The 26,101-nt window shown below is 52.5% G+C and carries 29 protein-coding genes, 2 tRNA genes and 2 pseudogenes; 27 read left to right on the top strand and 6 right to left on the bottom strand.

From position 1 onward, the window contains the following. Positions 1–103 precede the first annotated feature (103 nt). The 12 genes from AC27IT_RS01495 (at position 104) to AC27IT_RS01440 (ending at position 9,367) form a co-directional block, all read left to right on the top strand. Complete coding sequence (locus tag AC27IT_RS01495; RefSeq protein ID WP_005830968.1) at positions 104–568, top strand: tripartite tricarboxylate transporter TctB family protein; 465 nt, start codon at positions 104–106, stop codon at positions 566–568. Positions 569–580: 12 nt separating this feature from the next. After that, positions 581–2,107 (top strand): tripartite tricarboxylate transporter permease, encoded by a 1,527-nt coding sequence (locus AC27IT_RS01490; protein WP_005830966.1) that lies wholly within the window; start codon positions 581–583, stop codon positions 2,105–2,107. Positions 2,108–2,283: 176 nt separating this feature from the next. Beyond that, positions 2,284–2,874 (top strand): GNAT family N-acetyltransferase, encoded by a 591-nt coding sequence (locus tag AC27IT_RS01485; protein WP_025845911.1) that lies wholly within the window; start codon positions 2,284–2,286, stop codon positions 2,872–2,874. Between the two features lie 94 nt (positions 2,875–2,968). Further along, positions 2,969–3,385, top strand: coding sequence for a DUF3054 domain-containing protein (locus AC27IT_RS01480; protein WP_007783927.1), 417 nt, complete (start codon positions 2,969–2,971; stop codon positions 3,383–3,385). 59 nt (positions 3,386–3,444) lie between these two features. After that, the gene (locus tag AC27IT_RS01475; protein ID WP_255320463.1) at positions 3,445–3,576 is read left to right on the top strand and encodes a hypothetical protein; all 132 of its coding nucleotides are present in this window, start codon (positions 3,445–3,447) and stop codon (positions 3,574–3,576) included. Between the two features lie 118 nt (positions 3,577–3,694). Beyond that, a complete protein-coding gene (locus AC27IT_RS01470) occupies positions 3,695–4,063 on the top strand; it encodes a hypothetical protein (RefSeq protein ID WP_007783929.1) in 369 nt (122 codons plus the stop codon). Beyond that, positions 4,041–4,682 carry a thiamine phosphate synthase gene (locus AC27IT_RS01465; protein ID WP_487091576.1) on the top strand — a complete coding sequence of 214 codons (642 nt, stop codon included), beginning with the start codon at positions 4,041–4,043 and terminating at the stop codon, positions 4,680–4,682. The genes AC27IT_RS01470 and AC27IT_RS01465 overlap by 23 nt, the downstream gene beginning before the upstream one ends. Then, positions 4,679–5,341 (top strand): thiamine phosphate synthase, encoded by a 663-nt coding sequence (gene thiE, locus AC27IT_RS01460; RefSeq protein ID WP_005830956.1) that lies wholly within the window; start codon positions 4,679–4,681, stop codon positions 5,339–5,341. The genes AC27IT_RS01465 and thiE overlap by 4 nt, the downstream gene beginning before the upstream one ends. An 89-nt stretch (positions 5,342–5,430) precedes the next feature. Then, positions 5,431–6,339: a hypothetical protein gene (locus AC27IT_RS01455; protein WP_005830953.1), complete on the top strand. Its 909-nt coding sequence runs from the start codon at positions 5,431–5,433 to the stop codon at positions 6,337–6,339. A 79-nt stretch (positions 6,340–6,418) separates the two neighbouring features. After that, complete coding sequence (locus tag AC27IT_RS01450) at positions 6,419–6,709, top strand: antibiotic biosynthesis monooxygenase family protein (RefSeq protein ID WP_005830951.1); 291 nt, start codon at positions 6,419–6,421, stop codon at positions 6,707–6,709. 344 nt (positions 6,710–7,053) lie between these two features. Next, on the top strand, positions 7,054–8,592 hold the full coding sequence (locus AC27IT_RS01445) for a two-component system sensor histidine kinase NtrB (protein ID WP_025845899.1): 1,539 nt from the start codon (positions 7,054–7,056) through the stop codon (positions 8,590–8,592). A gap of 271 nt (positions 8,593–8,863) precedes the next feature. Further along, positions 8,864–9,367, top strand: a complete 504-nt coding sequence (locus AC27IT_RS01440) for a hypothetical protein (protein WP_206699193.1) — start codon at positions 8,864–8,866, stop codon at positions 9,365–9,367. Between the two features lie 17 nt (positions 9,368–9,384). Here AC27IT_RS01440 and AC27IT_RS01435 read toward each other — a convergent pair whose 3' ends face one another. Together AC27IT_RS01435 and AC27IT_RS01430 are read right to left on the bottom strand one after the other, a co-directional pair. After that, positions 9,385–10,062, bottom strand: a complete 678-nt coding sequence (locus tag AC27IT_RS01435) for a response regulator transcription factor (protein ID WP_007783939.1) — start codon at positions 10,060–10,062, stop codon at positions 9,385–9,387. Beyond that, entirely contained in the window at positions 10,059–11,261 is a 1,203-nt protein-coding gene (locus tag AC27IT_RS01430) for a sensor histidine kinase (protein WP_007783941.1), read from the bottom strand. Before AC27IT_RS01430 ends, AC27IT_RS01435 begins: the two co-directional genes overlap by 4 nt. Before the next feature lie 196 nt (positions 11,262–11,457). Here AC27IT_RS01430 and AC27IT_RS01425 point away from each other — a divergent pair, with 196 nt between their 5' ends. From AC27IT_RS01425 to AC27IT_RS01375, 11 genes are all read left to right on the top strand, one after another. Beyond that, complete coding sequence (locus AC27IT_RS01425) at positions 11,458–11,844, top strand: MarR family winged helix-turn-helix transcriptional regulator (protein ID WP_005830943.1); 387 nt, start codon at positions 11,458–11,460, stop codon at positions 11,842–11,844. Positions 11,845–11,921: 77 nt separating this feature from the next. Further along, entirely contained in the window at positions 11,922–15,047 is a 3,126-nt protein-coding gene (locus tag AC27IT_RS01420; RefSeq protein ID WP_005830941.1) for an efflux RND transporter permease subunit, read from the top strand. A 30-nt stretch (positions 15,048–15,077) separates the two neighbouring features. Next, positions 15,078–16,307: an efflux RND transporter periplasmic adaptor subunit gene (locus tag AC27IT_RS01415; protein ID WP_283857855.1), complete on the top strand. Its 1,230-nt coding sequence runs from the start codon at positions 15,078–15,080 to the stop codon at positions 16,305–16,307. Between the two features lie 249 nt (positions 16,308–16,556). Beyond that, a complete protein-coding gene (locus AC27IT_RS01410; protein WP_005830936.1) occupies positions 16,557–17,267 on the top strand; it encodes a cytochrome c biogenesis CcdA family protein in 711 nt (236 codons plus the stop codon). Positions 17,268–17,291: 24 nt separating this feature from the next. Beyond that, positions 17,292–17,825: a TlpA family protein disulfide reductase gene (locus AC27IT_RS01405; RefSeq protein ID WP_005830934.1), complete on the top strand. Its 534-nt coding sequence runs from the start codon at positions 17,292–17,294 to the stop codon at positions 17,823–17,825. Positions 17,826–17,996: 171 nt separating this feature from the next. Next, positions 17,997–18,194, top strand: a complete 198-nt coding sequence (locus tag AC27IT_RS01400; RefSeq protein WP_005830933.1) for a hypothetical protein — start codon at positions 17,997–17,999, stop codon at positions 18,192–18,194. A 157-nt stretch (positions 18,195–18,351) separates the two neighbouring features. Continuing rightward, positions 18,352–18,522, top strand: coding sequence for a YycC family protein (locus AC27IT_RS01395; RefSeq protein ID WP_005830931.1), 171 nt, complete (start codon positions 18,352–18,354; stop codon positions 18,520–18,522). 153 nt (positions 18,523–18,675) lie between these two features. After that, positions 18,676–19,242, top strand: coding sequence for a thioredoxin family protein (locus AC27IT_RS01390; RefSeq protein WP_007783950.1), 567 nt, complete (start codon positions 18,676–18,678; stop codon positions 19,240–19,242). Positions 19,243–19,323: 81 nt separating this feature from the next. Then, positions 19,324–19,635, top strand: a complete 312-nt coding sequence (locus AC27IT_RS01385) for a hypothetical protein (RefSeq protein ID WP_005830927.1) — start codon at positions 19,324–19,326, stop codon at positions 19,633–19,635. A gap of 94 nt (positions 19,636–19,729) precedes the next feature. Beyond that, a tRNA-Tyr gene (locus AC27IT_RS01380) sits at positions 19,730–19,814 on the top strand. Between the two features lie 50 nt (positions 19,815–19,864). Further along, positions 19,865–19,950: transfer RNA gene (locus AC27IT_RS01375), tRNA-Leu, on the top strand. 158 nt (positions 19,951–20,108) lie between these two features. Here the strand turns inward: AC27IT_RS01375 and AC27IT_RS01370 are convergent. Both AC27IT_RS01370 and AC27IT_RS01365 read right to left on the bottom strand, forming a co-directional pair. Continuing rightward, positions 20,109–20,615 (bottom strand): site-specific integrase, encoded by a 507-nt coding sequence (locus AC27IT_RS01370; RefSeq protein WP_235694680.1) that lies wholly within the window; start codon positions 20,613–20,615, stop codon positions 20,109–20,111. Then, positions 20,612–20,923, bottom strand: coding sequence for a tyrosine-type recombinase/integrase (locus AC27IT_RS01365; RefSeq protein ID WP_487091575.1), 312 nt, complete (start codon positions 20,921–20,923; stop codon positions 20,612–20,614). Before AC27IT_RS01365 ends, AC27IT_RS01370 begins: the two co-directional genes overlap by 4 nt. 297 nt (positions 20,924–21,220) lie before the next feature. Here AC27IT_RS01365 and AC27IT_RS01360 point away from each other — a divergent pair. Next, positions 21,221–21,691 (top strand): annotated as a pseudogene (locus tag AC27IT_RS01360) (ISL3 family transposase); the annotation flags it as partial. Positions 21,692–21,772: 81 nt separating this feature from the next. On the opposite strand, the gene AC27IT_RS01355 reads toward AC27IT_RS01360, so the two are convergent. Both AC27IT_RS01355 and AC27IT_RS01350 read right to left on the bottom strand, forming a co-directional pair. Further along, complete coding sequence (locus tag AC27IT_RS01355; protein ID WP_025847727.1) at positions 21,773–22,306, bottom strand: PilZ domain-containing protein; 534 nt, start codon at positions 22,304–22,306, stop codon at positions 21,773–21,775. Between the two features lie 21 nt (positions 22,307–22,327). After that, positions 22,328–22,768, bottom strand: coding sequence for an EAL domain-containing protein (locus AC27IT_RS01350; RefSeq protein ID WP_025847729.1), 441 nt, complete (start codon positions 22,766–22,768; stop codon positions 22,328–22,330). Positions 22,769–23,092: 324 nt separating this feature from the next. On the opposite strand from AC27IT_RS01350, the gene AC27IT_RS01345 reads away from it, so the two are divergent. The 3 genes and pseudogenes from AC27IT_RS01345 (at position 23,093) to AC27IT_RS01335 (ending at position 25,968) form a co-directional block, all read left to right on the top strand. Continuing rightward, a complete protein-coding gene (locus AC27IT_RS01345) occupies positions 23,093–23,431 on the top strand; it encodes a helix-turn-helix domain-containing protein (RefSeq protein ID WP_025847731.1) in 339 nt (112 codons plus the stop codon). 306 nt (positions 23,432–23,737) lie between these two features. Next, on the top strand, positions 23,738–25,009 hold the full coding sequence (locus AC27IT_RS01340; protein ID WP_487091542.1) for an ABC transporter substrate-binding protein: 1,272 nt from the start codon (positions 23,738–23,740) through the stop codon (positions 25,007–25,009). Beyond that, positions 25,006–25,968, top strand: a pseudogene (locus AC27IT_RS01335) (NtaA/DmoA family FMN-dependent monooxygenase). Before AC27IT_RS01340 ends, AC27IT_RS01335 begins: the two are co-directional and overlap by 4 nt. Positions 25,969–26,101 lie beyond the last annotated feature (133 nt).

Genomic DNA, 26,101 nt, shown 5'->3' with positions numbered 1-26,101 from the left:
CACTCCTCTCCTTTTTTTGCCCCGCTTTTTGCGGCGCGCGTCCGCTTTTCCTGGTGGAGAGAAAGACGCGTCTGCAACTCCCTTATCGAAAAAGGAGGTACGTATGAACGCAAGGTTTGATCGGTACGGCAGTATCGCTTTTGCGCTAGTGGGCGCTTTTTTCATCGCGGAGAGCCAGCATATATCGACCAGTGCATACGGCAGCCAGGTCGGGCCGAACATGTTTCCGTTCGGCTTGGGCATCTTGCTTGTCCTGCTCAGCCTGCGCCTGTTTTGGGAGACATTCCAGGCGAAAAACCGTGCCGTGGCAGAAGCGCCCGAAAAACTTTTGTACAAACGGTTTCTCCTGATGCTCGTGGCGACGGTGCTGTATGTCCTGCTTTTGGAGCCAATCGGGTATGTGATCGCTACCGCCCTGTTTCTTTACGTCACGTTTCTGGTCATGGGCAGCAAAAGCCAACTGCAATCGGCGGTTGTCTCCTTGCTGTTTTCCGTCGGCGTCTACGTGGTGTACGTGCAATTGCTGAAAGGAACGCTTCCAGGACTTCCAACCTGGCTCGGCGTCTAGGGAGGGATCGGAATGAGTGCGCTGGACTATTTGGCCGATGGATTTCTCATCGCTTTTCAATGGCATAACTTGCTTTACGCGTTTATCGGGGTGCTGATCGGGACGGCTGTCGGCGTGCTGCCGGGCATCGGGCCGATGAGCGGAGTGGCGCTGCTGATGCCGGTCACAGCTTCCTTGACGGCGGGCTTGCCGCCGGAGATGGCCGCGGCGAGCGCCCTGATTTTGCTGGCAGGCGTGTACTACGGCGCGATGTACGGCGGTTCCACCACGTCGATTTTGCTGAACACGCCAGGCGAATCGTCTTCGGTCGTCACGACCTTGGACGGGTATCAGCTCGCGCGGCAGGGACGGGCGGGAGCGGCGCTGTCGATTGCGGCCATCGGCTCGTTTGTGGCCGGGATCGTGGCGCTGGTCGCGCTCGTCTTTCTCGCCGATCCGCTCTCTGACCTCGCGCTGCAGTTCGGTCCGGCCGAGTATTTTTCGCTCATGCTGCTCGGCCTGTGCGCCGTGAGCGGGCTTGGCGGCAAGTCAATGACCAAGGCGCTGCTGATGACCGTCCTTGGGCTTTTGCTGGCCACGATTGGCATCGACAACGTATCGGGAGTCGCCCGCTTCACCTACGACATCCCCGACCTGTATCAAGGGCTGGAGTTTCTGACCATCGCGGTCGGCCTGTTCGCGCTAGGAGAGGTTTTCAAAACGATTCTGGAAAACGACCAGTCCTCGCAGGAAATTATCAAGGTCGGCCGGATTCTCCCGACGAAGCAAGACCTCAAGGAGAGTGCCGCTCCGATCGCGCGCGGTTCTTTGCTCGGCTTTTTCATCGGCGTGCTGCCGGGAGCAGGCGCGACGCTGGCCTCTTTCTTTTCTTATATTTTGGAGAAAAAATGGAGCAAGCACCCGGAGCGCTTCGGAAAAGGCGAGATCGCCGGAGTAGCCGCCCCGGAATCCGCGAACAATGCCGCCTCCGGAGGGGCAATGATCCCGCTGTTGACGCTCGGAATCCCGGGATCGGGGACGACCGCGATCTTGATGGGGGCACTGCTCATGTACAACGTCCAGCCGGGGCCGCTGTTGTTCAGCGATCATCCGCAAATCGCCTGGGGACTGATCGCGAGCATGTTCATCGGAAATCTGATGCTGCTCGTGCTGAACATGCCGTTGGTCAAAGTGTTTGCCAAAATTATTGAGACGCCGCCGCATTTTTTGATTCCGATGATTATCGCCATCTCTGTTTTCGGCGTCTACGCGGTACAGATCAGCACGTTCGACCTCATCCTGCTCGTCAGTTGCGGCATTCTCGGCTACTTTTTGAGCAAAAACGACTTTCCGCTCGCCCCGCTCGTACTGGGGCTGGTGCTCGGCCCGATGATCGAAAACAACATGCGCCGCGCGCTGACGACATCCAACGGCGACTTCTCGATTTTTTACACGAAGCCGCTGTCCGCCGTCTTTCTGCTGTGCGCGCTGGCCTGGCTCGTCGTGCCGCTGCTGTTGAAGCGGCGAGGAAAACAAGTCGTGATTAACGAAGAAGCCTGATTTTCCTTCAGGCATACAGCAGGGGATCCGTCCGCAAGCTGTTCGTCTGCCGGCTCGTTTGTCGCAAAGCTTCCTATCGCTTCTTGACAACGGCTTCCTCCCCCCTTATCATAGGAAAAATTTCGGGAAACTGTACTGCCCGGACAGCCGGGCAGTACAGCAGAGGAGAGACGAAGATGCGAACAATCGAGCCTGTCACATTGGAAGGAAAGCGGGTCAGACTGGAGCCGCTGCGCCCGGCGCATGTGGACGGAATTTTTGCTGCGGGGGCCTTTCCGCCAATCTGGTCGTACATGTCGGTGGAGATTCAGACGCGCGAAGACGCGCAAGCTTTTATCGAGCAGGCGCTGAAAAACGAGGCGGAGCAAACCGAGCTGCCCTTTGCCATCGTCAGCCGCGCGGACGGGCAGGTCATCGGCAGCACGAGGTTTCTCGCCATTTCCCGCAAAGATCGCGGACTGGAAATCGGTTTTACGTGGCTGACCCCCGCCGTCTGGAAAACGGCTGTCAACACTGAGTGCAAATGGCTTTTGCTGCGCCACTGCTTCGAAGAACTTGGCTGCATTCGCGTCCAGTTGAAAACCGATGCGCGCAATCTCAACTCCCAGCGCGCCATCGCCCGCATCGGCGGCATCCGCGAGGGCGTGCTTCGCAATCATATGGTGATGCGGGACGGATACATTCGCGATTCGGTTTATTTCAGCATCCTCGACAGGGAGTGGCCGGAGGTGAAGCAACGGCTGGAAATGTTGCTGTTTGGTGAATAAAGGGGCGGGGCGATTGTAGGTCCAAAGCTGCATGTGTACAATAGGGATGAACCTTGAGGAATACCTCTAGTTGCGCTTAGAAAAGAGGGTGTACATGAGACTCCGCATCTTGCCAACCGGCTGCGTCCTGCTCGCCGGGGATCTGCTCGCCTTTTTGCTGTTTGTCTACTATGGAAAGCTGGCCCACAACTTGCCAGTCACGTTTCTCGGAATAGGCGAGACGCTGGCTCCGTTTTTGATCGGCTGGATCATCGCCATCCTCGTTTTTCGCACCTATGCGGAGCGCGCCTACTCGTCCTGGGGACGGCAGTTGCTCACGATGCTGTTCACGTGGACGCTGGCGGCTCCGATTGGCCTATTGATCCGCTCCTGGTGGACGGGCGTGCCGATCACGCTCATTTTTGCCGGCGTGACCTACTTCGTGACTCTGGCCTTTCTGCTTGGCTGGCGTCTGCCCTTTGCGCTGGTCCATGCGCTGTGGAAGCGGACCCGGCACCAGACCGTTCACTAATAAACCGTGCCAAATTGGTTACGCTATCCTGTGTGTGATGACCACAGGAGGTGAATCCGTTGGGCAAAAACAACAACAGCAAAGACTTGGGGAAAAACCGCGGGAAAACGCTCGATCACAACGATCAGAACACGAACCTGCGCCAATCCCACCACAATGACCGTAACGAAGGTACCGCCAAAGACCGCTGAGCTTTCAGCGGTTTTTTTCTGCTTTTCACCAGCCTGGCCCGCACAGCAAATGGTTCGATTCCGGACGAGTTGTGTTATAATAGGTTTTGTTTTTCAAGCGAGTGGAGGGGAAAACAGTATGACGGAACCGTTGCATGACGTACAGCCGGTGACCATGTCGTCACAGGCGTTTTTGATTTTGTGCCGACTCTACGACGGATGCTACGACGAGTTGAAGCAAAACGAGCAGCTTCGCGAGCTGGTCGAATCCATCGGGGATATGCTTTTGGCCGGAGTGGAGACGCTGGAGAAGCAAGAGATCAAGCCAAAAACGATTACCTTTCCACTGACGGTGCAGCAAGCGTTTTTCGTGCGGAGGCTAGTCGTGGAGCTGCTCGCGCAAGCGCCTGCCGGCAACGACGACAAGACGACGCGATGGCTGCAGGAATGCTTGACGGCGTTGTCCGGAGGCGGTGCCAGTGCCGATGCCAAAGCAGATGCGCACTAGCCGGGAGCTTCACGTCATTACGAGCGGCAGGCAAACGCTCGAAGAGGTGCTGCGGATGGCCGAGGCGGCCTATGCCGGAGGGATGGATTACCTGCATATTCGCGAAAAGCAGCGAACCGCCAGGGAATGCATGGACTGGGTTCGGGCTTTGGCGAATGTGGTTCCGCTCGCAAGCCTGCTGGTCAACGATCGGGTCGATGTGAGTGCCGCGTCCGGCTGTGCAGGCGCCCATCTGGCGTACCACAGTCTGGAGGTCAGCGACGCGCGGCAAGTGTTGCGGCGGGAACAAAAAGTAGGTTGCTCTGTCCATTCCTTCGCGGAAGCCGAACAGGCGGTGACAGCAGGGGCAGACTATTTGATGTACGGACACATTTTTCCAAGCGGCTCGAAGCCGAATCTCGCGCCCAGAGGGACGGGCGAGCTGATGAAAATAACGGCCAGGTGGACGGTTCCCGTGATCGGGCTTGGCGGGATTACGCCGGAGCGGACTGCTGAGGTACTCGCCGCAGGCTGCGCAGGCGTTGCCGTACTATCGGGAATTACCAATGCGGCAGATGCGAAGGCAGTGGCTATGGCTTATCGCGAGGCATTGGATCGTTGGGAGGGGAATGAAAAATGAACGACAGGCAAACACTTCGGGAAAAGATGGGCGTTTATTTGGTGATCGGCACCCAGGATTGCGGATTTTCCAGCGAGAAGACAATCGAAATCGCGCGCGAGGCGCTTGCGGGCGGAGTCGGTACGTTGCAGTTGCGCGACAAAGGCAGCAAGCTGACTTCCGAGGAGCGCCACGAGCTGGGACGGCAGCTTCAGCAGCTTTGCCGCGAAGCGCAAGCGCTGTTTTTCGTCAACGACGATGTGGAACTGGCTGTTCGGCTGCAAGCGGACGGGGTACACGTCGGACAGGATGACATGCAGTTGGCCGAGGTGAGAGCAAAAGTAGGCGAAGCCATGTACATCGGCGTGTCCGCAGGGACGGTGGAGGAAGCGCTCGCCGCCAAAAGCGGTGGTGCAGACTGCATCGGGGTAGGAGCGATGTTCGCCACTTCGTCGAAGGCAGATGCGGGCGAGCCGATTGGACCTGAGGGACTGCGCGCCATCCGGGAGGCTGTCGGCAGCGACTTGCCGATCGTGGGCATCGGCGGGATCACGCTTGAGAATGCAGAGCAGGTGCTACGCGCGGGAGCCGATGGCGTCGCTGTCATCAGCGCGATCAGCCGGGCCGACTCGCCCAGGAAAGCGGCGGCAGACTTGCTGCGGATTGTACGCTCGATCTAGCACGGACAAAGAGACGAATACATATGGTAGGGTAACATTACTCATTCACGAAGGAAACCGATACTGGCGACCAAAAGGAGGTGGAACCGATGAAAAATCGGATTTACCGGATCGGATACGAATGGGTCAGCAAACGGGAGTTGCTTGAGCGACTGTACTTGAACGACTGCATCCTGATCGAGCACAAGCGGCTCCAGCCGCCTCCGGACGATCAGGATACCGAATTGCCGCCGGAAAAAGAAGTCCATGCTGTCCTGATTCGCAGTCAGCGACGTCCGGGCGAATGGGTGACTTTTAACGGGCTGTACGAGATTCAAACCCGCGAACCGATTCCGTGGATTGATTCTCCCCTGGAGTATCACCAGTTCGGAACGGAGTTGATTCCGGGCAACATCCGCCGGGAAAAAGCGCCCCAGGGCCGGATTCCGGCGAGGACGAAGCTGCAGATTGCCGCTGTTCGCCAGGATACCGTTTTTGTGACGGTGCCCGGGCATCCATCCCGGCGCTACGAGATGGCTTTGGCTCATGCGCGCTTCGCCAAAGATTTTCCGACGGAACTCGAAATGAAGCTGCAAGTGTATGCGTTTCCACCGCGCCACGACATCTTCGTCGACTGGCTTTTGAAGGAAGGGCGGAAATCGGGAATCATCACACGGCCGAATCAGGAGAGAGTGGAGCGGTCCGCTTTCCAAGTATGGGATGACTTGCGCCAGGAGTACGGGCTCAGCGTCAGCGCGGCACTACTTGCGATCAAGCAGGCGCTGATCGTGCTGGATCGGGCAGGCGTGGAAACCGATTTTCCTTATCCGGTCCAGGAGCGCTCGGACCTTTCCTTGTTCAGCGAGACGGAGCGCGACGCTTTTTACTCGTACCAGTCCGTGCGCTGCGCCATGGCGGCTGTCGCGGCTTTGCTGACGGTTGATCCAAAAGACCCGTTGCAGGACACTTTGTTGATGGATATTATGCTGGAGCAGCAGATCAACCGCAGACGTGACTGACGCGTCTGCGGTTTTTTGTTTTTCGCTGCGTCGTTGTATAATGGAAGGGCAACCCATTTAGAAAAGGACGTGGACAAGCATGTACGTATCAATGAACCGATTGAAAGTTCCTGCCGATTACCAGTCTCACCTCGAACGCGCTTTTGGCGGCGGTGGCGAGCGGATGAAGGAAGTTCCAGGGTTTTTGGAGTTTCTCTTCCTCGCGCCAACAGAAGGCGACGAGTACATCGTCTTCACGAAATGGACAGATGAACAGGCGTTCCAAAACTGGACGCAGAGCGAAGCGTTCAAGCGCGCTCACGCTGGCACAAACCAGAACAGCCCGGTCAAATCCGACTTGCGCAACTACATCGTGAAAGCTCACTCATAGGAAAAAGGAAGCATTTGTCGTTGCTGGGCAAATGCTTTTTTTCTTAATCGTTGAACAATAAACGTTTTTTTGCCAAACTCATGCATGATCGTGATATGATAGAAGTAGATAAGAGGGCGGTTTCAATTAGCTTTCTGGCAGGAAAGTTGTCTACAAACAATCGCCGGCAGACGGCATGCGCGGCAACCCTCTCACGTCAGCGGGATCGGCTGGCGATAATCTACCTGTTTGTTGGACACTCTTCTTTACATCATGTCGGTTTTGTGTCCATAATAGAATCATTATCATACATACTTGAAGGAAGGCCTCAATGAAGCAAGAAGAAGAAAAGGAGTCAGAGCGTTTTGAAAAATCGAATAAGTAAGTATCTTACTCATTTGGCCCCTGCAGCGGTGGCCAAAACGTTTTCTTTTCTTTCTGAAAAACACGACCACTCTGCTTCGCTTCTGGGAGACCGCGCACATACTGAGGCTTTGCTTGTCCAACTGCTCTTTCGCTGGGCGGAAGTTGTGGAAGAGAATGATCCAACAGCAGCAGAACAAGAAATTAACGAAATCGCTTACAAGTGTTTGCTTCAAGGATTGAATCTTGCGACGCTGGTACAATGCCTGCGGGTGTGCCGGGACAGCATTGTCGAGCAGATGAACAACGACTCTGCCATGCTGGTGCAAAGCGAGGCGGAGCAGCTTGAGCTTTTACGGGGACAATACGCGTTTTTTCTGGCGATGGACCAGTTGATTGCCCAAGTCGTGGGCGTCTACAGCCAGGAGCATCGACCGCCGAGCCAGCAGCCACATACGGGCACGGCTCTGGAGCGGGCGCAGGGGGAACAATTCGCCCTGCTTGCCGAGCAGGAGCTGGTCCAACTGGTGCTGCATTCGAGCGACATAGCCGTTTTGATGATTGATCGCACGCTGAAAATTATCGAGGCCAACCATGCGTTGTGCCATCTGTTTGGCGTCAAACGCGAGCAAATTATCGGACAGAACATTGACGAAGCTTTCTTGCCGCACGAGAGTGAAAGGTTCGTCCAATGGGTCGTCGAACGCGGACAGTCAGGCCATTACATGGCAGAATACCGTGCAAAATGGACGACAGTCAGCACCAGTCCGATTTTTTACATGGGCGAGATGTGGGGAGCAATCGCCGTTTTTCGAAATATTACCGAGAGCAAACGATACGAGGAAGAGCTGAACAAGCGGGAAGCTTTGGCGGCTGTAGGACAACTAGCCGCAGGGATGGCGCATGAAATCCGCAATCCGCTTACTTCGATCAAAGGCTTCATCCAGTTGTTGCGCGAGCAGGGAGAGGCGGGGCGCAGCGAGTCCTACTTTTCCGTCATTTTGACGGAGATCGAACGCATCGACGGATTGTTGAACGACGTGCTGGTTTTGGCCCGGTACAGGGATGACAAAATCGTTTCCGAACGTTTTCTCGTGCTGGACGAGCTTTTTGGGGTCATTCGTTTACTGGAGCCAGAAGCCAATCGCAGGGGGATCAAGCTGGAGCTCGACATCACCCCTGGCGAATGGTACGTGTTCGGCTACCGTTCCCGCATCAAGCAGGCGATCCTGAACATCATGAAAAATGCGTTTGAAGCGCTGCTGACCCAAGGCAGCGTGGTGCGCGTCACCGTCTACGCCTCCATCAGCCAGGTCGTCATCGTCGTCGAGGACAACGGGCCGGGACTGAGTACCGCTTGTCTGGACAATTTGTTCGTGCCGTTTTTTACGACCAAGCAGGAGGGGACAGGACTTGGCTTGTCCACGACCCAGCGCATCATTGCAGATCACGGCGGCGAAATTTTTGCCGACAACTCGCCGCGACTGAATGGAGCGCGCTTTGAAATCCGCCTGCCTCTTTCCGTATCGGAAAACACATAGAAGCTGTTTCCTTATCCAAAAAGACGGAGCAAACCATCCGTCTTTTTTTGTTGCCTTCCTCCGAAAAATGCGGCGTCTGTCCAATCCGGATTTCACGCCAAAAGGCGCAGTTCTGTGCGGGTTAATCTGTTTTAAGTAGGTATGAAGTCCTTTTAGCTCAAAAGGTTGCAAGTCTTTCGAATCAATCTCTATGTAAGATGTTGTCAAACTGTGTCGTTTGGTGGAATAATTTACAAAAAGGCTGAACGGAGTTGAACGTAGAGTGATCCGGATGTTGCATAAAAACGAAAAGAGGTGGAGCTACTGGGAAGCGTGGTATGACGAAAAAGACCGTCTGTACACGGTCCATTACGGTCAGGTAGGCGAGAGCGGCGACCACTATGCGATCGTGGCTGAGCAAATCGAAGGAAAGCCGACTCATGTGCTGCAAAACTGGGCGGAAGAAATGAAGGAAAAAGGCTATGCGGAACTGGCAAAAGAAGACTGGCAGAAGCTGGTGGTGAGCTTTCCGCACCTGTCGGAAGCAGATGTGGAGATGAGGTATGCTATCGAGGCGTTGCTCGATGAATGTCTCGGCCGGACCGGAAACGGGCATAGTGACGGAGGAGACGACAGCCGGGACGAGCTTGCCGTCATTTGCTGCGTGATCGACATGGAAAAAGCAATTGCCGCCGTCCAGGAAGCCATGTCTGCCGCCCGCCTGCACGACGGGCTGGTGATATGGCGCTTGCAGGACGACGGCACGCGTGTCTCGCTCTATCCTTCTGCCTGCTGAAACGAAAATGTTTCGTCTTACTTCACGATTTTGAGTCGAAGGGCTTTGGCGACTGCCTGGGTGCGGTCCTCGACGCCCATTTTTTGCAAAATGCGGTGCACGTGTGTTTTTACCGTGCCTTCCGAAATAAACAAATTTTGCGCTATCTGATCGTTTCGATACCCGTAGGCGATCTGTTGCAGGACGTCAAGCTCGCGGTCTGTCAGCTCATCGAGCAGGGCTGAAGGAGCAGAGGCGTGTTCGGAAACGCTGCGCTGAACTTGCAGGGCTTCCGCCAGCGCCTTGGCTGCTGTCGCGGTATGAAAAAGAGCTTCCCCCTGGGAGGCTCTGCGTATCAGGTCGAGCATCTCCTGCGAGTCGGCGTCCTTCAGCATGTAGCCGACAGCGCCTGCGCGGATTCCTTCCACGACGTAATTGTGGTTGTCAAAGGTGGTGAGAATCAATACTTTGACGGCCGGATGCATGTTCATGATCTCCCGTGTCGCTTCAATCCCCGACTTTTTCGGCATTTGCACGTCCATCAACACTACGTCTGGCACGATTTTTCCTACCAGCTCCACAGCTTCTTCCCCGTCAGAGGCTTCTCCGACGACCTCCATATCTTGCTGCATTTGTATCACGTAGCCCAACCCTTGGCGAATCATGTTTTGGTCGTCTACCAGGACCACACGAATTTTTTTGGCTTGGTCTGTCATGTTCGTATGCTCCCTTCTTTTTCCAGATGTTCCAGCGGCAATCTTACATCGAGTTTGAATCCATGCGGTTCTTTTGCCGAATAGGACAGGCTGCCGTTCAACTGCTTGATGCGCTCGGCAATCCCTGTCAGTCCAAACCCAGGCTTGATTTGATCCTGGGGAGTGATGTCACCGTCGTCCTGTATCGAGAAGTAGAGGGAGCCTTCCCGCTGCTCGATCATGACCTGAATTTCTTTTGCATTGGAGTGGCGCAGCGTATTTGTAATCGCTTCCTGTAAAATCCGGTAAAACGTGATCGTCAGCTCCTGGGACAGCGGGATATCCAGCTCGGATGAGATGAGCTCCATCTTGATCCCTGTATGCTTTTGCGCCTGCGACAGCAAAGCGCGCAGCGGAGTGAGTCCCAGCGATGTTTTGTCCATGGCGAGCGTATGCACGGAGGTGCGGATTTCTTCCAGGCTTTGCTTCGCTACGCCGAGCATGTTGCGCACGGCTTCCTGCGCGTGCTCCGGTCCGTCCTGCAGCATGTACTTCAGCGCGTGAAGCTGGACAATCAGCGAGGTAAGACTGTGACCCAGCGCGTCGTGAATGTCGCGGGCAATCCGCGTCCGTTCCTCCAGAACCGCTACCTGCAACGAGTGCAAGGCCGCTTCCTGAAGCTGGGAATGCGCTTCCTGCAGCTCGGTATGGGCTTGTTGCAGCTCCTCCAAATGGGCTTGGTTCGTTTTGTACGCCTCGCTTTGAATCCGGTATCCCCGCGCCCCGATATAGCAGCCGATGTACGTCAGGATAAACGGAATGATATGCGGAAATTGGAGGATGCCGTAAAAATACAAAAACAACGTGGTGCACGCGCCAAAAAAACTCGCGTAAGCCAGCGCACGCCGTCCTTCGATGTAAAAGCCGATAAAGACGGCGAGCGGGAGCATCATTCCGAAGCCTTCTCCTCCGGCGAACACGCTTTTTAAGAGCGCCATGGTGCCGAGCATAACCGTAGCTAGTTCAAATTGGTACGGCTTCCAGTTCCTTTTTGAAATCCAGAATACCACAATGTAACAAAAGAATAGTACAATCGTAAGAGAAAACTGTAAGGGAGTCTCGCGCATGAACGAATCTGGCAGCAAGGCCAGCACGATCAAAATGGAGAACCAGATGATTAGCAAACGTTTTTGAATCGCTTTTATACTCAGTTTCAGCAAAAAGATATCCTTCTTTCTCTGGCCGGATGCTCGTTTACTTTCATTCTAGCACGGGGTGTCGTCTATCTCCAGATAGACCCCTCGCTGACGGGAAATCAACCTGCTGATAGACTTCACTACTCATGACTATAGGTAGAATAAATCTTGGCTAATAAAAGATGTAGATGGGTCATGTGGGATAGTGAGGGAGGCTTTCATGAAAGAACTGATTCAGTTGGCTAAGCTCCTGAAAGAAGCGAGTGCCTTGTTTGCGTCCATTTCCAAAAAGGAACTGGACAGCACTGATCTGAACTGGCAGCAGGTGCTGATTTTGGAACAGCTCAGCAACGGTTCAAAAACGATGGGGGAAATTTGCAAGGCTGTCGATCTTCCGTACAGTACCACATCAGGATTAATCAACAGGCTGGAGCAGGAAAATCTGGTGCGTCGTTTTCGAGACCAAACCGACCGCCGAATCGTGTGGGTTTCCTTAACGGAGCGCGTGTCTGAACAACGGGAATTGAAGCCGGAAGATCCTCACGCGATCTCATCTCTTCATGCGCTGCAACAATTGTTCTCCCAAAAGAAAGAAATAACAGGCTAATTGTCGCTTCCGGCAAATGGCAATGCCGAAAGTGTCACGATTAGCCATGTCAAGTTTTCCAGAAGAGGTGAGTGGATTTGAATCTGTCTGAACTCTCGATTAAACGCCCGGTCACGATGATTATGCTGACCGTGGCCATGCTGATTTTCGGTTTCGTCTCCCTGCCTCGCTTGGCGATTGACTTGATGCCGGAGCTGAATTTTCCGGTTGCCGTGGTCGTCACGTCTGTGGACGGGGGCTCACCCAGTGAGGTAGAAAAACTGGTGACAAAACCGATCGAAAATGCGCTAGGTACGGTTTCCAACCTGGACAGCATTTCATCCGTGTCTATTGAAGGGGCCTCGCAGGTCATCCTCATGTTTAACTGGGGAACGGATCTCGATCAGGCCACTCTCGATATGCGAGAGAAAGTCGATCAGGTGAGGAGCATGCTCCCTGATTCCGCGCATGCGCCGCGGGTATTGCGCATCGATCCGAACAGCCAGCCGATCATCCAGTTTGCCGTCACAGGCGAGCAGGATGTCAACAAGCTGAAAAAGCTCGCGGAAGACATGATCCAGTCGCGACTGGAGCGTATTGACGGCGTCGCGGCTGCTTCCATCAGCGGCGGTCAGGACCGAATCGTCGACGTCATCGTCGATCCGGCCAAGCTCTCCGCGTACGGACTGTCCCTGGAGCAAATCCAGCAGGCGCTCGCAAGCGGCAACCTGTCTGGCTCCGCCGGTTCCGTCCGTGAAGGGGACAGCAAGATGAACATCCGCGTCCAGGGTGAATTTGCCAACGTGGAGGAAATCGCGCTGACGCCGATTTCGGTAGGGGCCAACTCCATTCGCCTGAGCGATATTGCCGAAGTCAGAGATACGCTCGAAGACATTACGCAGCTCAGCTACGTAAATGGCAAACCGAGCCTCGGTATCTCCATTACGAAAGCTTCCGGCGGAAACACCATCGAGGTGGCCGACGAAGTAAAAGCAGAGCTGGAGAAAATCAAGGCGGATTTGCCGGAGCACGTGCAAATCACTACGACGCTTGACACTTCGACCTACATCAAAGATTCGATCTACACAACAGCGGAGCACGCGCTGCTCGGTGGACTGGTCGGGATCATCCTGCTGTTCTTCTTCCTGGGCAGCCTACAGTCGATGCTGATCGCGATTATCGTGTTGCCTGTATCCATCGTCGCGACCTTCCTGTTGATGTACATGACAGGACAGACGATCAACCTGATCTCGCTTTCCGGTTTGACGCTGGGGCTGGGGTCATTGATCGACTTTGCGGTCGTTATGCTGGAGAACATCTTCCGCCAGCGGGAGCAAGGAAAAGGCATGATGCAAGCCGCGCTCGACGGCTCCAAAGAGGTTGGAACGGCCGTTATGGCCTCCGCCTTGGCGCAAATTTGCGTATTCTTGCCGATTGCCCTGACGGAAGGGATTGCTTCCGAGCTGTTCGGACCGCTGGCTTTGACAGTCGTGTACTCGCATATTGCGGCACTCGTCTTCTCGATTTTGCTGGTGCCGATGCTCAGCTCGCGCATTTTGAAGAAAGTACCGAATCATGCGAATCACGAAAATTATCGTGGCATCAACCCGGTTACTTGGTTTAACATCGGGTTTGGCAAAGTGGAAAAAGGCTACCAAAAGCTGCTGGCATGGGCTTTGGGCCACAGAAAAACAGTCATGTTTTCTTCTGTCGTCATGATGGTCGGCTCGCTTGCCCTGACGCCGCTGATCGGGGCGGAGTTCATCCCGAGCATGGACCAGGGACAAATTTCTGTATCGGTTAAGATGCCAAACGGAACCGTTTTGGCTGAGACGGAAAAAGTCGCCAAGCAAGTAGAAGAGATTGTGAATCAAGTGCCGGAAAAAGACATTGTGGCGACGTCGATCGGCAGCAACGGTTCGCCGATTGCAAGCACGCTGTCCTCCAACCAGGCAACGATCACGCTGCTGCTCGTCGACGTGACAGAGCGCAAACGTTCCTCAAGCGACATCGCCATAGACTTGCAGCAGAAGCTGAAAAATATTCCGGGGCCGGAAATCAAGGTGAGCGCAGCAGAAGGCATGTCCATGGGCTCGCCAATCGAGCTGAATGTGCGCGGCGACGATTTGGCCGTCCTCAAAGACATCAGTGCGATCATCAAGGGCGAGGTCGAAAAAGTACCCGGCACGAGCAACGTTACAACTAGCCTGGAAGCGTCCAGACAGGAATTTGAAGTCAAGGTCGACGCGGAAAAAGCGAGCTTGTACGGCTTGTCGACAGGACAGATTCTCTCCAGCGTCCGGACGGCCTTCCAGGGGCAAACGGTCACGAAGTATCGTACAGGCGATGACGAGATTGACATTAACCTGAAGCTGCCTGAAAATTATCAAGAAGACATCAACTACTTGAACAACCTGCGGATTGCTGCGCCAGGCGGGGCACAAATCGCGCTGTCCTCGGTGGCTACCATCAGCAAAGTGGACGTGCCGCTCACGATCAACCGCTCCAACCTGACGCGCGAAGTGAAGGTTACGAGTGATCTGGCCGGGCGTGACCTGAATTCCGTCACACAGGAGATTACGGCGAAATTGAACAACCTGAATCTCCCGGACGGTTACAAAGTCGAGTTCGGCGGACAAAGCCAGGACATGGCCGAGTCGTTCGGCAGCCTCGCGCTCGCGATTCTGCTCTCCGTTGTGCTTTTGTACATGGTGATGGCGGCGCAGTTCGAGTCGTTTTACAGCCCGTTCATCATCATGTTCTCGGTTCCGCCGACGGTTACAGGGGTTCTCCTGGGACTTTTGGTTACCGGAACGACGATCAGCGTATCCGTATTGATCGGGTACATTCTCCTGATCGGTCTGGTCGTGAACAACGCGATCGTGCTGATCGACTACGTGAACCAGTTGCGGGCAAAAGGCTGGGAGCTGCGCGAAGCGATTCTCCATGCCGGACCAATCCGTCTGCGTCCGATTCTGATGACGACGCTGACGACGATCCTCGCGATTGGACCGCTGGCTTTTTCCGGCGGATCGGGTACAGAGACACAGGCACCAATGGCTATCACCGTTATTTTCGGTCTGAGCTTTGCGACACTCATTACCCTTGTTTTGGTTCCGGTCGTCACTTCGTGGTTTGACGATATCGGCAAAAAGCGTCGTGAAAGACGCATGAAACGGAAAGAAAAGAAACAAAAGAAAACCGTTCCCGCTTTGGAATCGTAAGAAGCGTTTGTGGGATGAGGAGGGACATTCATGAAACTTAGCATAAAACCCGTCATACTGGCCGTATTGGCCGTAAGCCTCGTGGCAGGTTGTTCCAGCCCGCAAGCGGAAACACCGCAGGCAGAAACGGTGGAAGCGGCAACACCTGTCCAGGTCGAAACAGTCGCCACAGGCTCCGTCACGACAGAGTCGGGCCTGACGGCGAAGCTGGCGCCGAGTGAAGAAGTACAGCTCACTCCGAAAATGGGCGGCAAGATCACTTCGCTGCCCGTGCAGCTCGGACAGTATGTGACAAAAGGCCAGGTGCTGTTTAAACTGGATGAAAAAGATTTGCAAAACAGCGTCAAACAGGCGGAAGCCGCATACGAGCTGGCCCAGGCGAGCTTGAATCAGGCTGGAAGCAGCTCGGATCAGGGACTCGTTCAAGCGCGCAACGGACTGAAGCAGGCGGAAGTCGCTTTGGCTGACGCGAAGCTGAACCAGCAGCGGATGAACCAGTTGTTTACGCAGGGAGCGATCTCCGCCCAGCAAATGGAGCAGGCGAACATGCAGTTGACCAACGCGCAAACTGCTTATGACAACGCGCAGCAAAACTTGCAGGTCGCCCAGCAAAAAGCGAACGTGCAAGTGTCGGCGGCTTCGGCGAAACAGGCTGCGGTCAGCTTGCAAAACGCCCGTGAGCAACTGGCGAACGCGACCGTTACTTCGCCAATCAACGGCTTTGTCTCCAGCGTAAACGGAGCGGTCGGCCAAATGGCAGGGCAGCAGCCAGTCGTGGTAGTAGTCAACACCAACCCGCTGCTCGTAAAAGCGAACCTGTCCGAAGCGGACATCACGAAAGTCAAAGTCGGCACCGTCGTGAAAGTGAACGTGCAATCGACTGGAAAAACGATTGATGCCAAAGTAACGGCAGTCAGCCCTGTGATGGATTCCGCGCTCAAAGCGTATCCGATCGAAATTACGATCCCGAACCCATCCAATGAGCTGAAGTCCGACATGGTCGTCAATGTGACGTTCCCATCCGACGGAGCGAGCGGCGCGAAAGCTCTCGTCATCTCGCGCAAAGCAGTCTTTGACCGCGACGGCAAGCAATACGTGTTCAAGCTTGAGGGCGACATTGCGAAGCAGGTAGAAGTCACTACGGGAAAATCGTCCAGCGACAAGATCGAAGTCACAAGCGGCCTTGCAGAAGGCGACAAAATTGTCGTAACCGGAATCACGATGCTGCAGGATGGCAGCAAGGTTAGCATTCAGCAGTAAAACAGGAGATGGAAGGAAGAGGCGGAGCGATTGTCCGCCTCTTTTTTCTATGAATATGGAAAAAATCTTCGCCCAAGCCGCTGCCGCTGGGAAAAAGGGCGGAGGAATCGGTGCGTGTAGCCCATAACGGTGATAATGGTAACGTAATTGTCACGGATTTAAGACAAAGTGCCGGTTTCGCTTTTGAAGGGGAGAAAGATTCGTTACAATAAGGAATATAGTGGAGGAAACAACCATTCGGAGGTACATATGACTGGGAATCTTACGGTGTTTTTGGCGTTTGCGGCGGGGTTTCTCTCGTTTATTTCGCCTTGCTGTCTGCCGCTTTATCCGTCTTTTTTGTCCTACATCACCGGAGTGACAGTGGATGAAGTGAAAAAAGGGAAAGCCGTCTTCCAAAAGCAGGCCCTTTTACATACGCTTTTTTTCATCATCGGCTTTTCCATTATTTTTATTGCCCTGGGGCTGTCTACCTCGTGGATTGGCAATCTGTTCGTCAACCAAAAGGACCTGATCCGGCAGCTTGGCGGGATTTTGCTCGTCATTATCGGCCTTGTCATGCTGCAAGTGTTTAAAATGGACTGGATGATGCGGTCGTTCAAGATCGATTTAAAATCGCGCCCTTTGGGGTATACTGGGTCCATACTGGTGGGAATGACCTATGCTGCTGGATGGACGCCTTGTGTCGGACCGATTCTCTCCGGCATTATCGTGCTCGGAGTCACCGATCCGTCTCGGGCCTTGACGTACACGTTGGCCTATACACTCGGGTTTGCCATTCCGTTCTTCGTCATGACGTTTTTCATCAGTAAAGTGAGCGCGATCGTCAAGTATTCGGATCAATTCATGAAAGTCGGCGGCGGCGTGATGATTTTGTTCGGCGTGCTGTTGTACACGGACAAACTGACAGACATTACGCGCGTGCTCATTCAATTGTTCGGAGGCTTTACAGGATTTTAAGATCAGTCATGCAGAGGTGACGAAATGAAAAAGCTGTTGCTGGCGGTGCTGGTGATTGCGGGAGCAGGAATCGCGGTATGGGAGAAGCCGGAGTCATCAGCGTCAGTCGTAGCAGATGTTCAGAAACCGGAAGTAGGCTACATGGCGCCTCACTTTACCCTGACTGGCCTGGACAATCAGACGTACAAGGTCGAGGGAAAAAGGAACAAGCCGTTGCTGCTCAACTTTTGGGCATCCTGGTGCGGGCCATGCCGGATGGAAGCGCCGGATTTGCAGAAAATCTATGAGAAGTACGGCGGACAGATTGACATGTACGGGGTGAACGTGACGAGCAGCGACAACCCCGAAGCCGCGCAAGCTTTTGTGCAAACTTACAAGTTAACCTTTCCCATCCCGATGGACGTAAGCGGCTCGGTGTCCAACCGTTATCTCGTACAGGCTTTCCCCACGACTTACTTGATCGACGCACAGGGCATTATTCGCAAAAAAATCATCGGAATGATTGACGCAAGCACGCTGGAGCTGGAGCTTCGGCAGCTTCAGAACGAGAAAAAGTAGCGAACGAAACATCCGAACCGCTGGCGCACGCTGCCCGGCGGTTTTCTTTTGCCGTCAAAGCGAGCGTTGGCCCATTTTGCCGACAGCGATCCCGTTTTGTATGTTTGCCTAAAGAACAGGGTTGTTCTCCCTCATAGACTGGAGTGAACCAGGGCAAAGGGAGGGGATCGGATGGCCAAGGGCAAAAAGGTAAAGAAAAGAAACAGTCGGCAGCACCCCAATCAACTGAATTTGAAAATCGTGACCTCCAGCACATGCCTGGCATGCAAGCAGCAATGCGCGCGCGGCTTGGCGTATTTGGAGCGCATGTCCCAGCCTGGTGCGATTGGAAACGGGGTTCCCTGTATTCTTACCAAACCAAAGGCGTAAGCGAAAACAGGTACCCGATCGTCAGGAGATAATCCCTGCCAGAAGGCTTAAAGCAGGGGATTATCTCTTTTTGATTGGGGCCGCCCTCTCTGGCAGCTTCGGACGCCATGTATTATACTGAGAAGACCGCATTTCGCAACCGAAAGGAGCTGTTTTCATGCGTCCCTTGCAAATCTCGCCGGAAACCGCAGTGAAGCTTGCCGAAGCCTTGAATGTTCCATTGGAGCGGCTGATGCACATGCCGCAGCACATTCTTTTGCAAAAAATGATGGAGCTGGCCAAGCAGGAGCAGGAAGCGGACAAGCAAGCGCCTGGCAAATCCGAGTAAGCTAGACAAGCCAGCGTCGCGTTTGTCGACCGCACACAGCCGCATCTCCGGGCAGGAAAAACGGCGAGCCGCTTTTCGCAGAAAAAGGACTTTTGCTCCTGCTGTGGAAAAGATACTAGAACAAGTCCACATACATACATGGGAGGCAAGCACATGGCTGCAAATGTCGCACATAAGTTTCGCACGGGACTGACGCCAAAAGCGTTCGTCGAAGGCATGACCAAAAATCAGGAGGCTTTCCAAAGCTGGTCGGAAGCGTTTGCTTGGGCAGATGAGCAGGAGCGGGCGTTTTTTGCCTCGCTGCAACATCGGGATGACCTCAGATGCCTGATTCTCGCCGCAGAATGGTGCGGGGACGTGGTACGAAACTTGCCCGTCGTTCTCCACGCGCTGAAAGAAACGGACATGCCTGTCGAAATCATGGTCATGGAAGACCACCTCGACCTGATGGATGAGTTTTTGACCATGGGCGGCCGCGCGATCCCGGTCGTTATTTTCGCAGATACAGGCGGACATGTCCTGGCCAAATGGGGCCCGCGCCCAAGCCACGTCCAGGCAGTCATGACGGCATTCAAGCAACAAAATCCCGACCGCAACGCGCCGGACTACGAAGAAAAAATCAAAGTAGCGCGCGCGGAAATGCTCAAGCAGTACGGCGAAGGAACCGGCTACCAGCAAGTCATCGTCAAGGAATTGAAAGAGCTGCTTTCCGCGATTTAGGGAAAGGCAGAAGCGAAAAGGACGAATACAGGGCGGAGTCGCGGCTCCGTCCATTTTCATGCAGAAAGGCGGAGAAAGTGCATGCACTACTATGGAAACGAAACGATCATGTCGCTGGAGCAAGTTTTGCGCTTGCAGCCCTCTGAAGTGCAAATTTTGGAGTGGGTGCGCACGTACGAGTTTTTGGAAAATCGCTTCGGCATCGACGAGTCTGTGCCGTATTTTTTGGAGATCAAATGCGAGGCAGGGCAAGTGCTCATCCGCAAAAACCGCATCCTCGAATTTCCCGACTACGCCTGTGAGGAGCAACGTCATTTTCCGGAGGTGGAGCAGGCTCTCGCCGTTTTTCAGCAGTGGGCGCAGGAAATTTTGCAGCAAACGGAAATTCATTGAGTAAAATTTATTGACGGATCAACTTGTTCATGGTAGATTTAAAAGCGTTGTCTCTGATAGATACAAGTGAAAATCAGCAGGCGCACGCTAAGCTGGGGAGATAGTGAAGTGGCTAAACACGGCAGACTGTAAATCTGCTCCCTCCGGGTTCGGCGGTTCGAATCCGTCTCTCCCCACCATTGATTTTTTAGCGAAAATGTGCTAGTATTAAACTACAGCTTGTTTACATGCCGGTGTGGTGGAATGGCAGACACGATTGACTCAAAATCAAGTTCTCGCGAGGGAGTGGAGGTTCGAGTCCTCTCACCGGCACCATAATCTAGGAGAATGTTCTTTAGGATTAATAACCTAAAGAATTTTTTTGTTTTTTAAAGCTGTAAACATTCGCTCATTGCATGGGCTGAAGTGATTTTCGTACTGACATCCAAATGGGCATAAATATTTGCTGTTGTTGAGAAATCGCTATGCCCCAGCTATGCTTGTATTTCTTTCATGCTAACTCCATTGGCCAGAAGTAGGCTGGCGCAGCTATGCCTCAAATCGTGATAGCGAATTCGTCGCAAATTATGCCTTGAGAGTACGATGGGAAAGTGTTGCGTAATATATCCTGGCTTAATTCGATGCCCTAGCTTGTCCAGATAAATGTAATCGAGGTAATCGGTGCAGTAAGAATCTTTATATAGGCATCTGTCTTGTTCTTGTTGTTTCTTTATCCGTAATAGAAGTTCTTCAAATGCTGCAACCAGCGGCAAGGAACGATGACTTGATTTATTTTTGGTACGGTCTTTCTCTACGATAATAAGTTTCCCTTCAACAGACGTTTCGATCACAGTATGTTGAATGGTTATGGTTTTATTCTTGAAGTCAATCGCATCCCACTTTAACCCGACTACTTCACTTCGACGTAAGCCATAAAATGCAGCGAGCAATACGGCTAATTCAATTGGATCGCCTTTGACCGCGTCGAATAACCTGTTCATCTCTTCTTTGTCATAAAAACTGCCGACAAATTTATTTTTTTCGGGCGTTCTACTTTATCCGCGGGATTCGATAGAATCATATCCGTTTTAAACGCATATTGAAGCGCTTTTCGGATGTTAGCGTGGTAGTGAATAACCGTATTCGCCGTAACGCCGCGGACCTCTAATTCATATTGGTAATAATCCTGAATATGCTTTGGCTGCAATTCTTTAAGCCGAATCCCTTTTTCTTTGAAATAGGGAGCTATTCTCTCTTTTATAGCGTTTGAATAAGAAGCATACGTTGTAATTTCAATACGATGTTTCATCATTTCCAGCCACTGAAGCATAAAATCAGAAAACAATGGGTTTTCTTGATCTACTTGTTGGGGAACTTCAAAATTTTTACGAGCTTCAATAAGCAATGCTTCGGCTTTCTTCTTATTGCCTTTCACAGACAAACCCGTGGAAATCCACTTATTTTTCCTCTTTCCGCATTCGTCTTTATAATTTAAGACGATGTAGAAATAACCTTTCTTCTCCTGTAGGTGGCCTGCTACCAAATCATGTCCCTCCTTGACATAGCAGCCCCAATCTCCTACCATTGACGATAATCGGCGATTCAATACACTAAAGCGTTGGAAGCTACCCGAAAACGCACTCATGCTCGTGGAACACATCGTCGGGGCAGACATGAGCAACGCCTGCTCCATACGATTCCTGACAAGCTGAAGCCCGAAGAGCTTGAGGAACTGAAGATTTGGTTAGCAGAAGATCCACATCTGGAACGACTCTACTTTGCGCTTCAAGACATAAGAACCGTGTATGCCGTTGAAACCCAAGAGGCAGGGGAGGAAGCGCTTCAGAAATGGATTGTCGACCATCTCTATTCTCCGACTCCTGCGGTTCGTTCCATTGCCAAAACGATTGTCCAGGGGCAAGAGCCCATTCAGAATTATTTTTCCTTTCGGGTAACGAATGCCAAGATTGAAGGGACACACAACAAAGTGAAGGTAATCAAACGAAGAGCCTACGGCTACCGCAATCTAGAGAGATTCAAGATTCGCATTAGACTGGAGTGTAAACCGGCTACATAACTACGAAAAACTGCGATAGAGGGAGATCAAGCACGTTTTACGGTGAAGAGCTCTTGAAACAGGTGCGCAACTTTATTATGGTTATTCCGTCTTCTTCCTTCTTTCAATTTCCATTCTTTGTATCACCTGAAGTAATCGTTGTTCTTCTTTGGGATCCGCTTCAATAAAGTCAATTCCATAAATTATTTCATTCATTAGTTCCTCTTTTCGTATAATCTTTCCTTTAAAAGTAAACTCCTCATCATCAAGCACAAAATAGAGTTGCAAAAAAACCTGTTTTCTGACAGGCAAATCAAATTCACAGCTCAATTTTATACCTGTACGGCCGATGTTCTTTATCTTCCCTTCTCCTTTTCTTTGCATCAAAGGTTCCAATAATTTATCACCAAAATCGATAAACTCAAATATGCATACCTGATCCAGAAGATTTATTCGGAAAGCCCTTCTTCTTTCCGTATCTCTCAATTTGGCTTTTAGGTCAGTCAGTGACTCTTTTAATAGATAGATTTGGTCATCCTTTTTTCTTAATTGCCTCATATAGATCCAGTGTATTAGCAAAAGTATCAGAATAATCAAAAACACAGTCAGGATACTTCCCCATATCACCTTTTCCATATCACACACTTACCCCTTCTTTTAGTGAATCTCGCTGATCGGCAAGGGTTCTCCTAATAAGTATCCTTGCCCTAAATGAACTCCCAATAACTTAGCCATTGCTAAATCGGTTGGCTCTTCAATCCCTTCCAATATCAATTTCATGTTTTTTTGCTGGCAAAGCTTCAAGAGCATCTGAATCTCGTTTTGTTTTTTAATTGAAGCGGAAAGTTTCACGGCATAATATCGATCCAATTTCACAAAGTCTGGCTCAAGTTCAATGACAGTCTGCAACGATGACTCCCCTTTACCGAAATCATCAATTGCAATGGCATACCCCTTATCCTTCAAAAGATGTACCACTTTTAGCCAGAGCATGATGAACGGAGCAAATATCCAAGTCATACAATCTGTTTTTTTCAATTGCCAAACGAAAAAGCAATTCGGGATTTTTGAAAAACTTGCAACGTAACAAAGCTTCATACCCGAATACTTTCCAATTTTCCATTACATACAGCGGTTGGAAAACATGTTGAAACATTTTCTTTCGTATGATGTCCTCTAAAAGATTTCCATTTTCGTCTGACGTGGTGAAAACTCCCAATCTTTTCACTTGAATCACCAGTTATAAAAGATAATAGCGCTAAAGGCATGGGTATTTAAACCCATTATACGACTTTATTCGCCTTTTTTCGACGTTTTTTGCAAAAAAATAATACTCATAGTATATCATCGTTTTATTTTTTATATCTATTGTCTCTTGGGGGAGCCTAAGACTAAAGATACAGTTACCTAAGAGGTGGTAGAATGAGTGACTTGCCAAAGCTTATTGGGGAAAGGATTCGAAAATACCGCAAAGCAAAGGGATTGAGCCAAGAGGAATTAGCCCACTTAGCCAATCTCCACACTACATATATTGGGCAATTGGAACGTGGAGAAAAAAACGCCACTTTGGGGAGTGTAGAAAAGGTGGCAAACGCCCTGGGGATTCCGTTAGAAAATCTTTTTCGGTCAATCCACTCTAATCCAGATTCTCAAGAGTATACATTGACCCGAATCGTCACCCGCTTGCAAACAAGGAGCATTGAGGATCAAAAAATCTTCCTCAAGTTACTAGATCTATTGCTGGACTGGAAAGATCTGTGAAAAACATTCGTTTAGCAAGTATTCTTGAAATGTCAAAAAAAGGCGGAACCACATTCTTCGACCCTCTATTTCATATTGCGTATTCAACATCATTAAGTTTTGCTTGTATCTCGTCCACTGTGGTTACTGCTCGCTCCACTTCAAACTAAGTTTGAGCAAATTTACAATAATCGGAGACTAAACGGGATCCCATCGCCTTAATATTCTGGTAATTTGTACCACCTGTTTCGGACAGTCTCCGCCGATTCCAGCAAACGAAATAAGTAAGAGGAAACGTTTTGCTTCCCGTTCGATCGCGTTTTCCGGATGAAGCCGGCTCATCGCGTACTCGTCGATTGTCAAGCTTTGCTGCGGCGCTGGCCGAGCGAAGATGAGCTGGAGCAATTCAAAGGGCAGATCGCTTTCCAGCAGTTGCTGTGCTCCCTGTTCGAGCAAACGCGAACGGTAGAAGAAGAGGACTCGGCGGCTGCAATCGAGCGTTCGATTGAGTATGTGCACGAGCATTACGCCGAAGAGCTGACCGTGCAGCAATTGGCGAGGCAAGCGAATCTCAGCGTTCGTCAGTTTACCCGTTTGTTCAAAAGGGCGACGGGAAAAAGCCCGATCGGTTACTTGACCGCCTACAGCATCAACCGCTCGAAGGAAGAACTGCTTAGCGGCGGCGAGCTGTTGCATACGATTTCGCGCAACAGCGGATTCAAAGACACCCATTTTTTCAATCGACGGTTCAAACAAATCGTCGGCCTTCCCCCGAAACAATATGCGCGCTTTCGGGGCTACGATACGAAAATCGTCACGCTGCACTATGTGGGCGACATGCTGGCGCTTGGCGTCAAGCCGATTGGCGCGCTCGACATTTCGCTGGACTCGATTCGCGAGATCGCGAGCAGCATCGAGAGCATCGGCGACAACCAAGTGGAGCTGGCTCGAATTGAACCTTTGCAGCCGGATCTGATCGTGGCCTCAGATTTTATGGTGCGCTCGGAGTTTTCCCTCATTTCCCGACTGGCCCCTGTCATCGTCGTCCCTTGGGACGAACGAGTGTTCGAGCGCCTGCAGCGAATCGCACGGGTGCTCGGCAAAGAGGCGGAAGCCAGCCAGTGGCTGGAGCGCTATGAAGCGAAGAAACAGACTGTTTCGAAACGACTGCGGCCACTGGTTTCTCCGGGAACAACAGTGGCTGTCCTGCGCATAGACAACGGCAAGGTGTGGGTGCATGCTCCGCGTCTTTTCCCGACCATCTACGAGGTGCTCGGATTTTCCGCTCCAGGCTTGCTGGTGAACCAAGCCAGGCAGGACGAACGCATTCGCCGAGTGCCCATCGACTTCGACCGCTTTGCGGATTTGCAGGTAGACAAGCTGATCGTCATCCGCGGAAGAGAGCGGCAATTTCAAGAATGGTTCGACGAATTGCAGCGCACGAAAGGCTGGCAAAACCATGAAGCGGTTCGCAACGGCCGGGTGCATGTGCTCGAGCATCGCTGGGCTTCCTACGACGCGATTACGCTGGAATGGCAACTGGAGATGGTTGACCGTCTCTTATTCGATTTACCAATGACTGGGGTGGGTCCATCATGAGCAATGGCAAGAAGCAGTTGAAGCTGTCTACTTCGCTCATTGCGCCGGGTTCTTCCGGCGGGGGCTGGCGGGATCAGGCGGCACAGCCGGAACGAATCCTGGACTTTGCCTTTTATCGTGAGCTGGCGCGAACGGCAGAGGAAGGCAAGCTCGACTATATTTTTCAACCGGATAAATATACGGTATCAGCGAACAGCCCCGAGGAACTGCGCCGGGGGATCAACATTTGGCCCTGACCGTTGACGTTGCTGTCTGCCCTTGCAGGTGCGACTTCGCATATCGGCTTGTCTGCGACGGTGTCGACGACCTACCATGAGCCGTTCCATGTCGCGCGCATGCTGGCGACGCTCGACCATCTGAGCGGCGGCCGTGCTTCCTGGAACGTCGTCACCTCGATTGGCGATCTGGACGCGCACAACTTTCGCAACGATCACCGCCCGCGACACGAGCAGCGGCACGCGCATTCCGAGGAATTTCTCGATGTGGTAAAAGCACTGTGGGACAGTTGGGAGGACGATGCGATCAAGATAGACCGGGAAGCGGGCGATTTCGCCGATCCTGGCAAAATTCATGCGTTGCATCACGAAGGGACGTGGTTTTCCGTGCGCGGTCCGCTGAACGTGGCAAGGCCGATTCAAGGGCATCCTGTCATCGTCCAGGCGGGGCGGTCCGATACGTTCAAGGAACGGTCGGCCCAGGGGGCAGACGTCGTGTTCACCGCTTTACGCACCTTGCCGGAAGCGCAATCGTTTTATTTCGACCTGAAACGGCGCTTGGCCAAATACGGCCGGCCTGAGTCTGATCTGCTGCTGATGCCGCCGCAATCGCTGGACGATCTCGTTCACTACGTGATCCCCGAACTGCAAAACCGCGGCATTTTTCGCACGGAATACAGCGGTAATACGCTGCGTGAACATCTCGGCTTGCCGCGCCCGTCCAATCGCTTCGTCGTCCGCTGACGGGAAAAAACGAGGGTGACGCCTTTTCCCAACCGGAGAGCCATCCAAAAGTGCCATTGGCGATGGAAAAGAGCGAGAAAATCGTCAGTTTTTCGAAACCGGGGAGCAAAAAAGGGGTGCTCATCGGGGGCTG

It is taken from the genome of Brevibacillus sp. YAE8 (assembly GCF_057543335.1).
This window is presented reverse-complemented; position numbering and strand designations above follow the sequence as displayed.

Excerpts from the sequence above, each read along its gene's own strand:
- AC27IT_RS01350 (WP_025847729.1), bottom strand. The coding sequence starts at position 22,768 with ATGAAGCTTTGTTACGTTGCAAGTTTTTCAAAAATCCCGAATTGCTTT.
- AC27IT_RS01385 (WP_005830927.1), top strand. The coding sequence starts at position 19,324 with ATGCACTACTATGGAAACGAAACGATCATGTCGCTGGAGCAAGTTTTG.
- AC27IT_RS01355 (WP_025847727.1), bottom strand. The coding sequence starts at position 22,306 with ATGGAAAAGGTGATATGGGGAAGTATCCTGACTGTGTTTTTGATTATT.
- AC27IT_RS01370 (WP_235694680.1), bottom strand. The coding sequence starts at position 20,615 with ATGAACAGGTTATTCGACGCGGTCAAAGGCGATCCAATTGAATTAGCC.
- AC27IT_RS01490 (WP_005830966.1), top strand. The coding sequence starts at position 581 with ATGAGTGCGCTGGACTATTTGGCCGATGGATTTCTCATCGCTTTTCAA.
- thiE (WP_005830956.1), top strand. The coding sequence starts at position 4,679 with ATGAACGACAGGCAAACACTTCGGGAAAAGATGGGCGTTTATTTGGTG.
- AC27IT_RS01390 (WP_007783950.1), top strand. The coding sequence starts at position 18,676 with ATGGCTGCAAATGTCGCACATAAGTTTCGCACGGGACTGACGCCAAAA.
- AC27IT_RS01365 (WP_487091575.1), bottom strand. The coding sequence starts at position 20,923 with ATGAAACATCGTATTGAAATTACAACGTATGCTTCTTATTCAAACGCT.
- AC27IT_RS01340 (WP_487091542.1), top strand. The coding sequence starts at position 23,738 with ATGAAGCCGGCTCATCGCGTACTCGTCGATTGTCAAGCTTTGCTGCGG.
- AC27IT_RS01395 (WP_005830931.1), top strand. The coding sequence starts at position 18,352 with ATGCGTCCCTTGCAAATCTCGCCGGAAACCGCAGTGAAGCTTGCCGAA.
- AC27IT_RS01345 (WP_025847731.1), top strand. The coding sequence starts at position 23,093 with ATGAGTGACTTGCCAAAGCTTATTGGGGAAAGGATTCGAAAATACCGC.
- AC27IT_RS01435 (WP_007783939.1), bottom strand. The coding sequence starts at position 10,062 with ATGACAGACCAAGCCAAAAAAATTCGTGTGGTCCTGGTAGACGACCAA.
- AC27IT_RS01405 (WP_005830934.1), top strand. The coding sequence starts at position 17,292 with ATGAAAAAGCTGTTGCTGGCGGTGCTGGTGATTGCGGGAGCAGGAATC.
- AC27IT_RS01440 (WP_206699193.1), top strand. The coding sequence starts at position 8,864 with ATGTTGCATAAAAACGAAAAGAGGTGGAGCTACTGGGAAGCGTGGTAT.
- AC27IT_RS01480 (WP_007783927.1), top strand. The coding sequence starts at position 2,969 with ATGAGACTCCGCATCTTGCCAACCGGCTGCGTCCTGCTCGCCGGGGAT.
- AC27IT_RS01425 (WP_005830943.1), top strand. The coding sequence starts at position 11,458 with ATGAAAGAACTGATTCAGTTGGCTAAGCTCCTGAAAGAAGCGAGTGCC.
- AC27IT_RS01470 (WP_007783929.1), top strand. The coding sequence starts at position 3,695 with ATGACGGAACCGTTGCATGACGTACAGCCGGTGACCATGTCGTCACAG.
- AC27IT_RS01455 (WP_005830953.1), top strand. The coding sequence starts at position 5,431 with ATGAAAAATCGGATTTACCGGATCGGATACGAATGGGTCAGCAAACGG.
- AC27IT_RS01485 (WP_025845911.1), top strand. The coding sequence starts at position 2,284 with ATGCGAACAATCGAGCCTGTCACATTGGAAGGAAAGCGGGTCAGACTG.
- AC27IT_RS01495 (WP_005830968.1), top strand. The coding sequence starts at position 104 with ATGAACGCAAGGTTTGATCGGTACGGCAGTATCGCTTTTGCGCTAGTG.
- AC27IT_RS01400 (WP_005830933.1), top strand. The coding sequence starts at position 17,997 with ATGGCCAAGGGCAAAAAGGTAAAGAAAAGAAACAGTCGGCAGCACCCC.
- AC27IT_RS01415 (WP_283857855.1), top strand. The coding sequence starts at position 15,078 with ATGAAACTTAGCATAAAACCCGTCATACTGGCCGTATTGGCCGTAAGC.
- AC27IT_RS01450 (WP_005830951.1), top strand. The coding sequence starts at position 6,419 with ATGTACGTATCAATGAACCGATTGAAAGTTCCTGCCGATTACCAGTCT.
- AC27IT_RS01465 (WP_487091576.1), top strand. The coding sequence starts at position 4,041 with ATGCCAAAGCAGATGCGCACTAGCCGGGAGCTTCACGTCATTACGAGC.
- AC27IT_RS01410 (WP_005830936.1), top strand. The coding sequence starts at position 16,557 with ATGACTGGGAATCTTACGGTGTTTTTGGCGTTTGCGGCGGGGTTTCTC.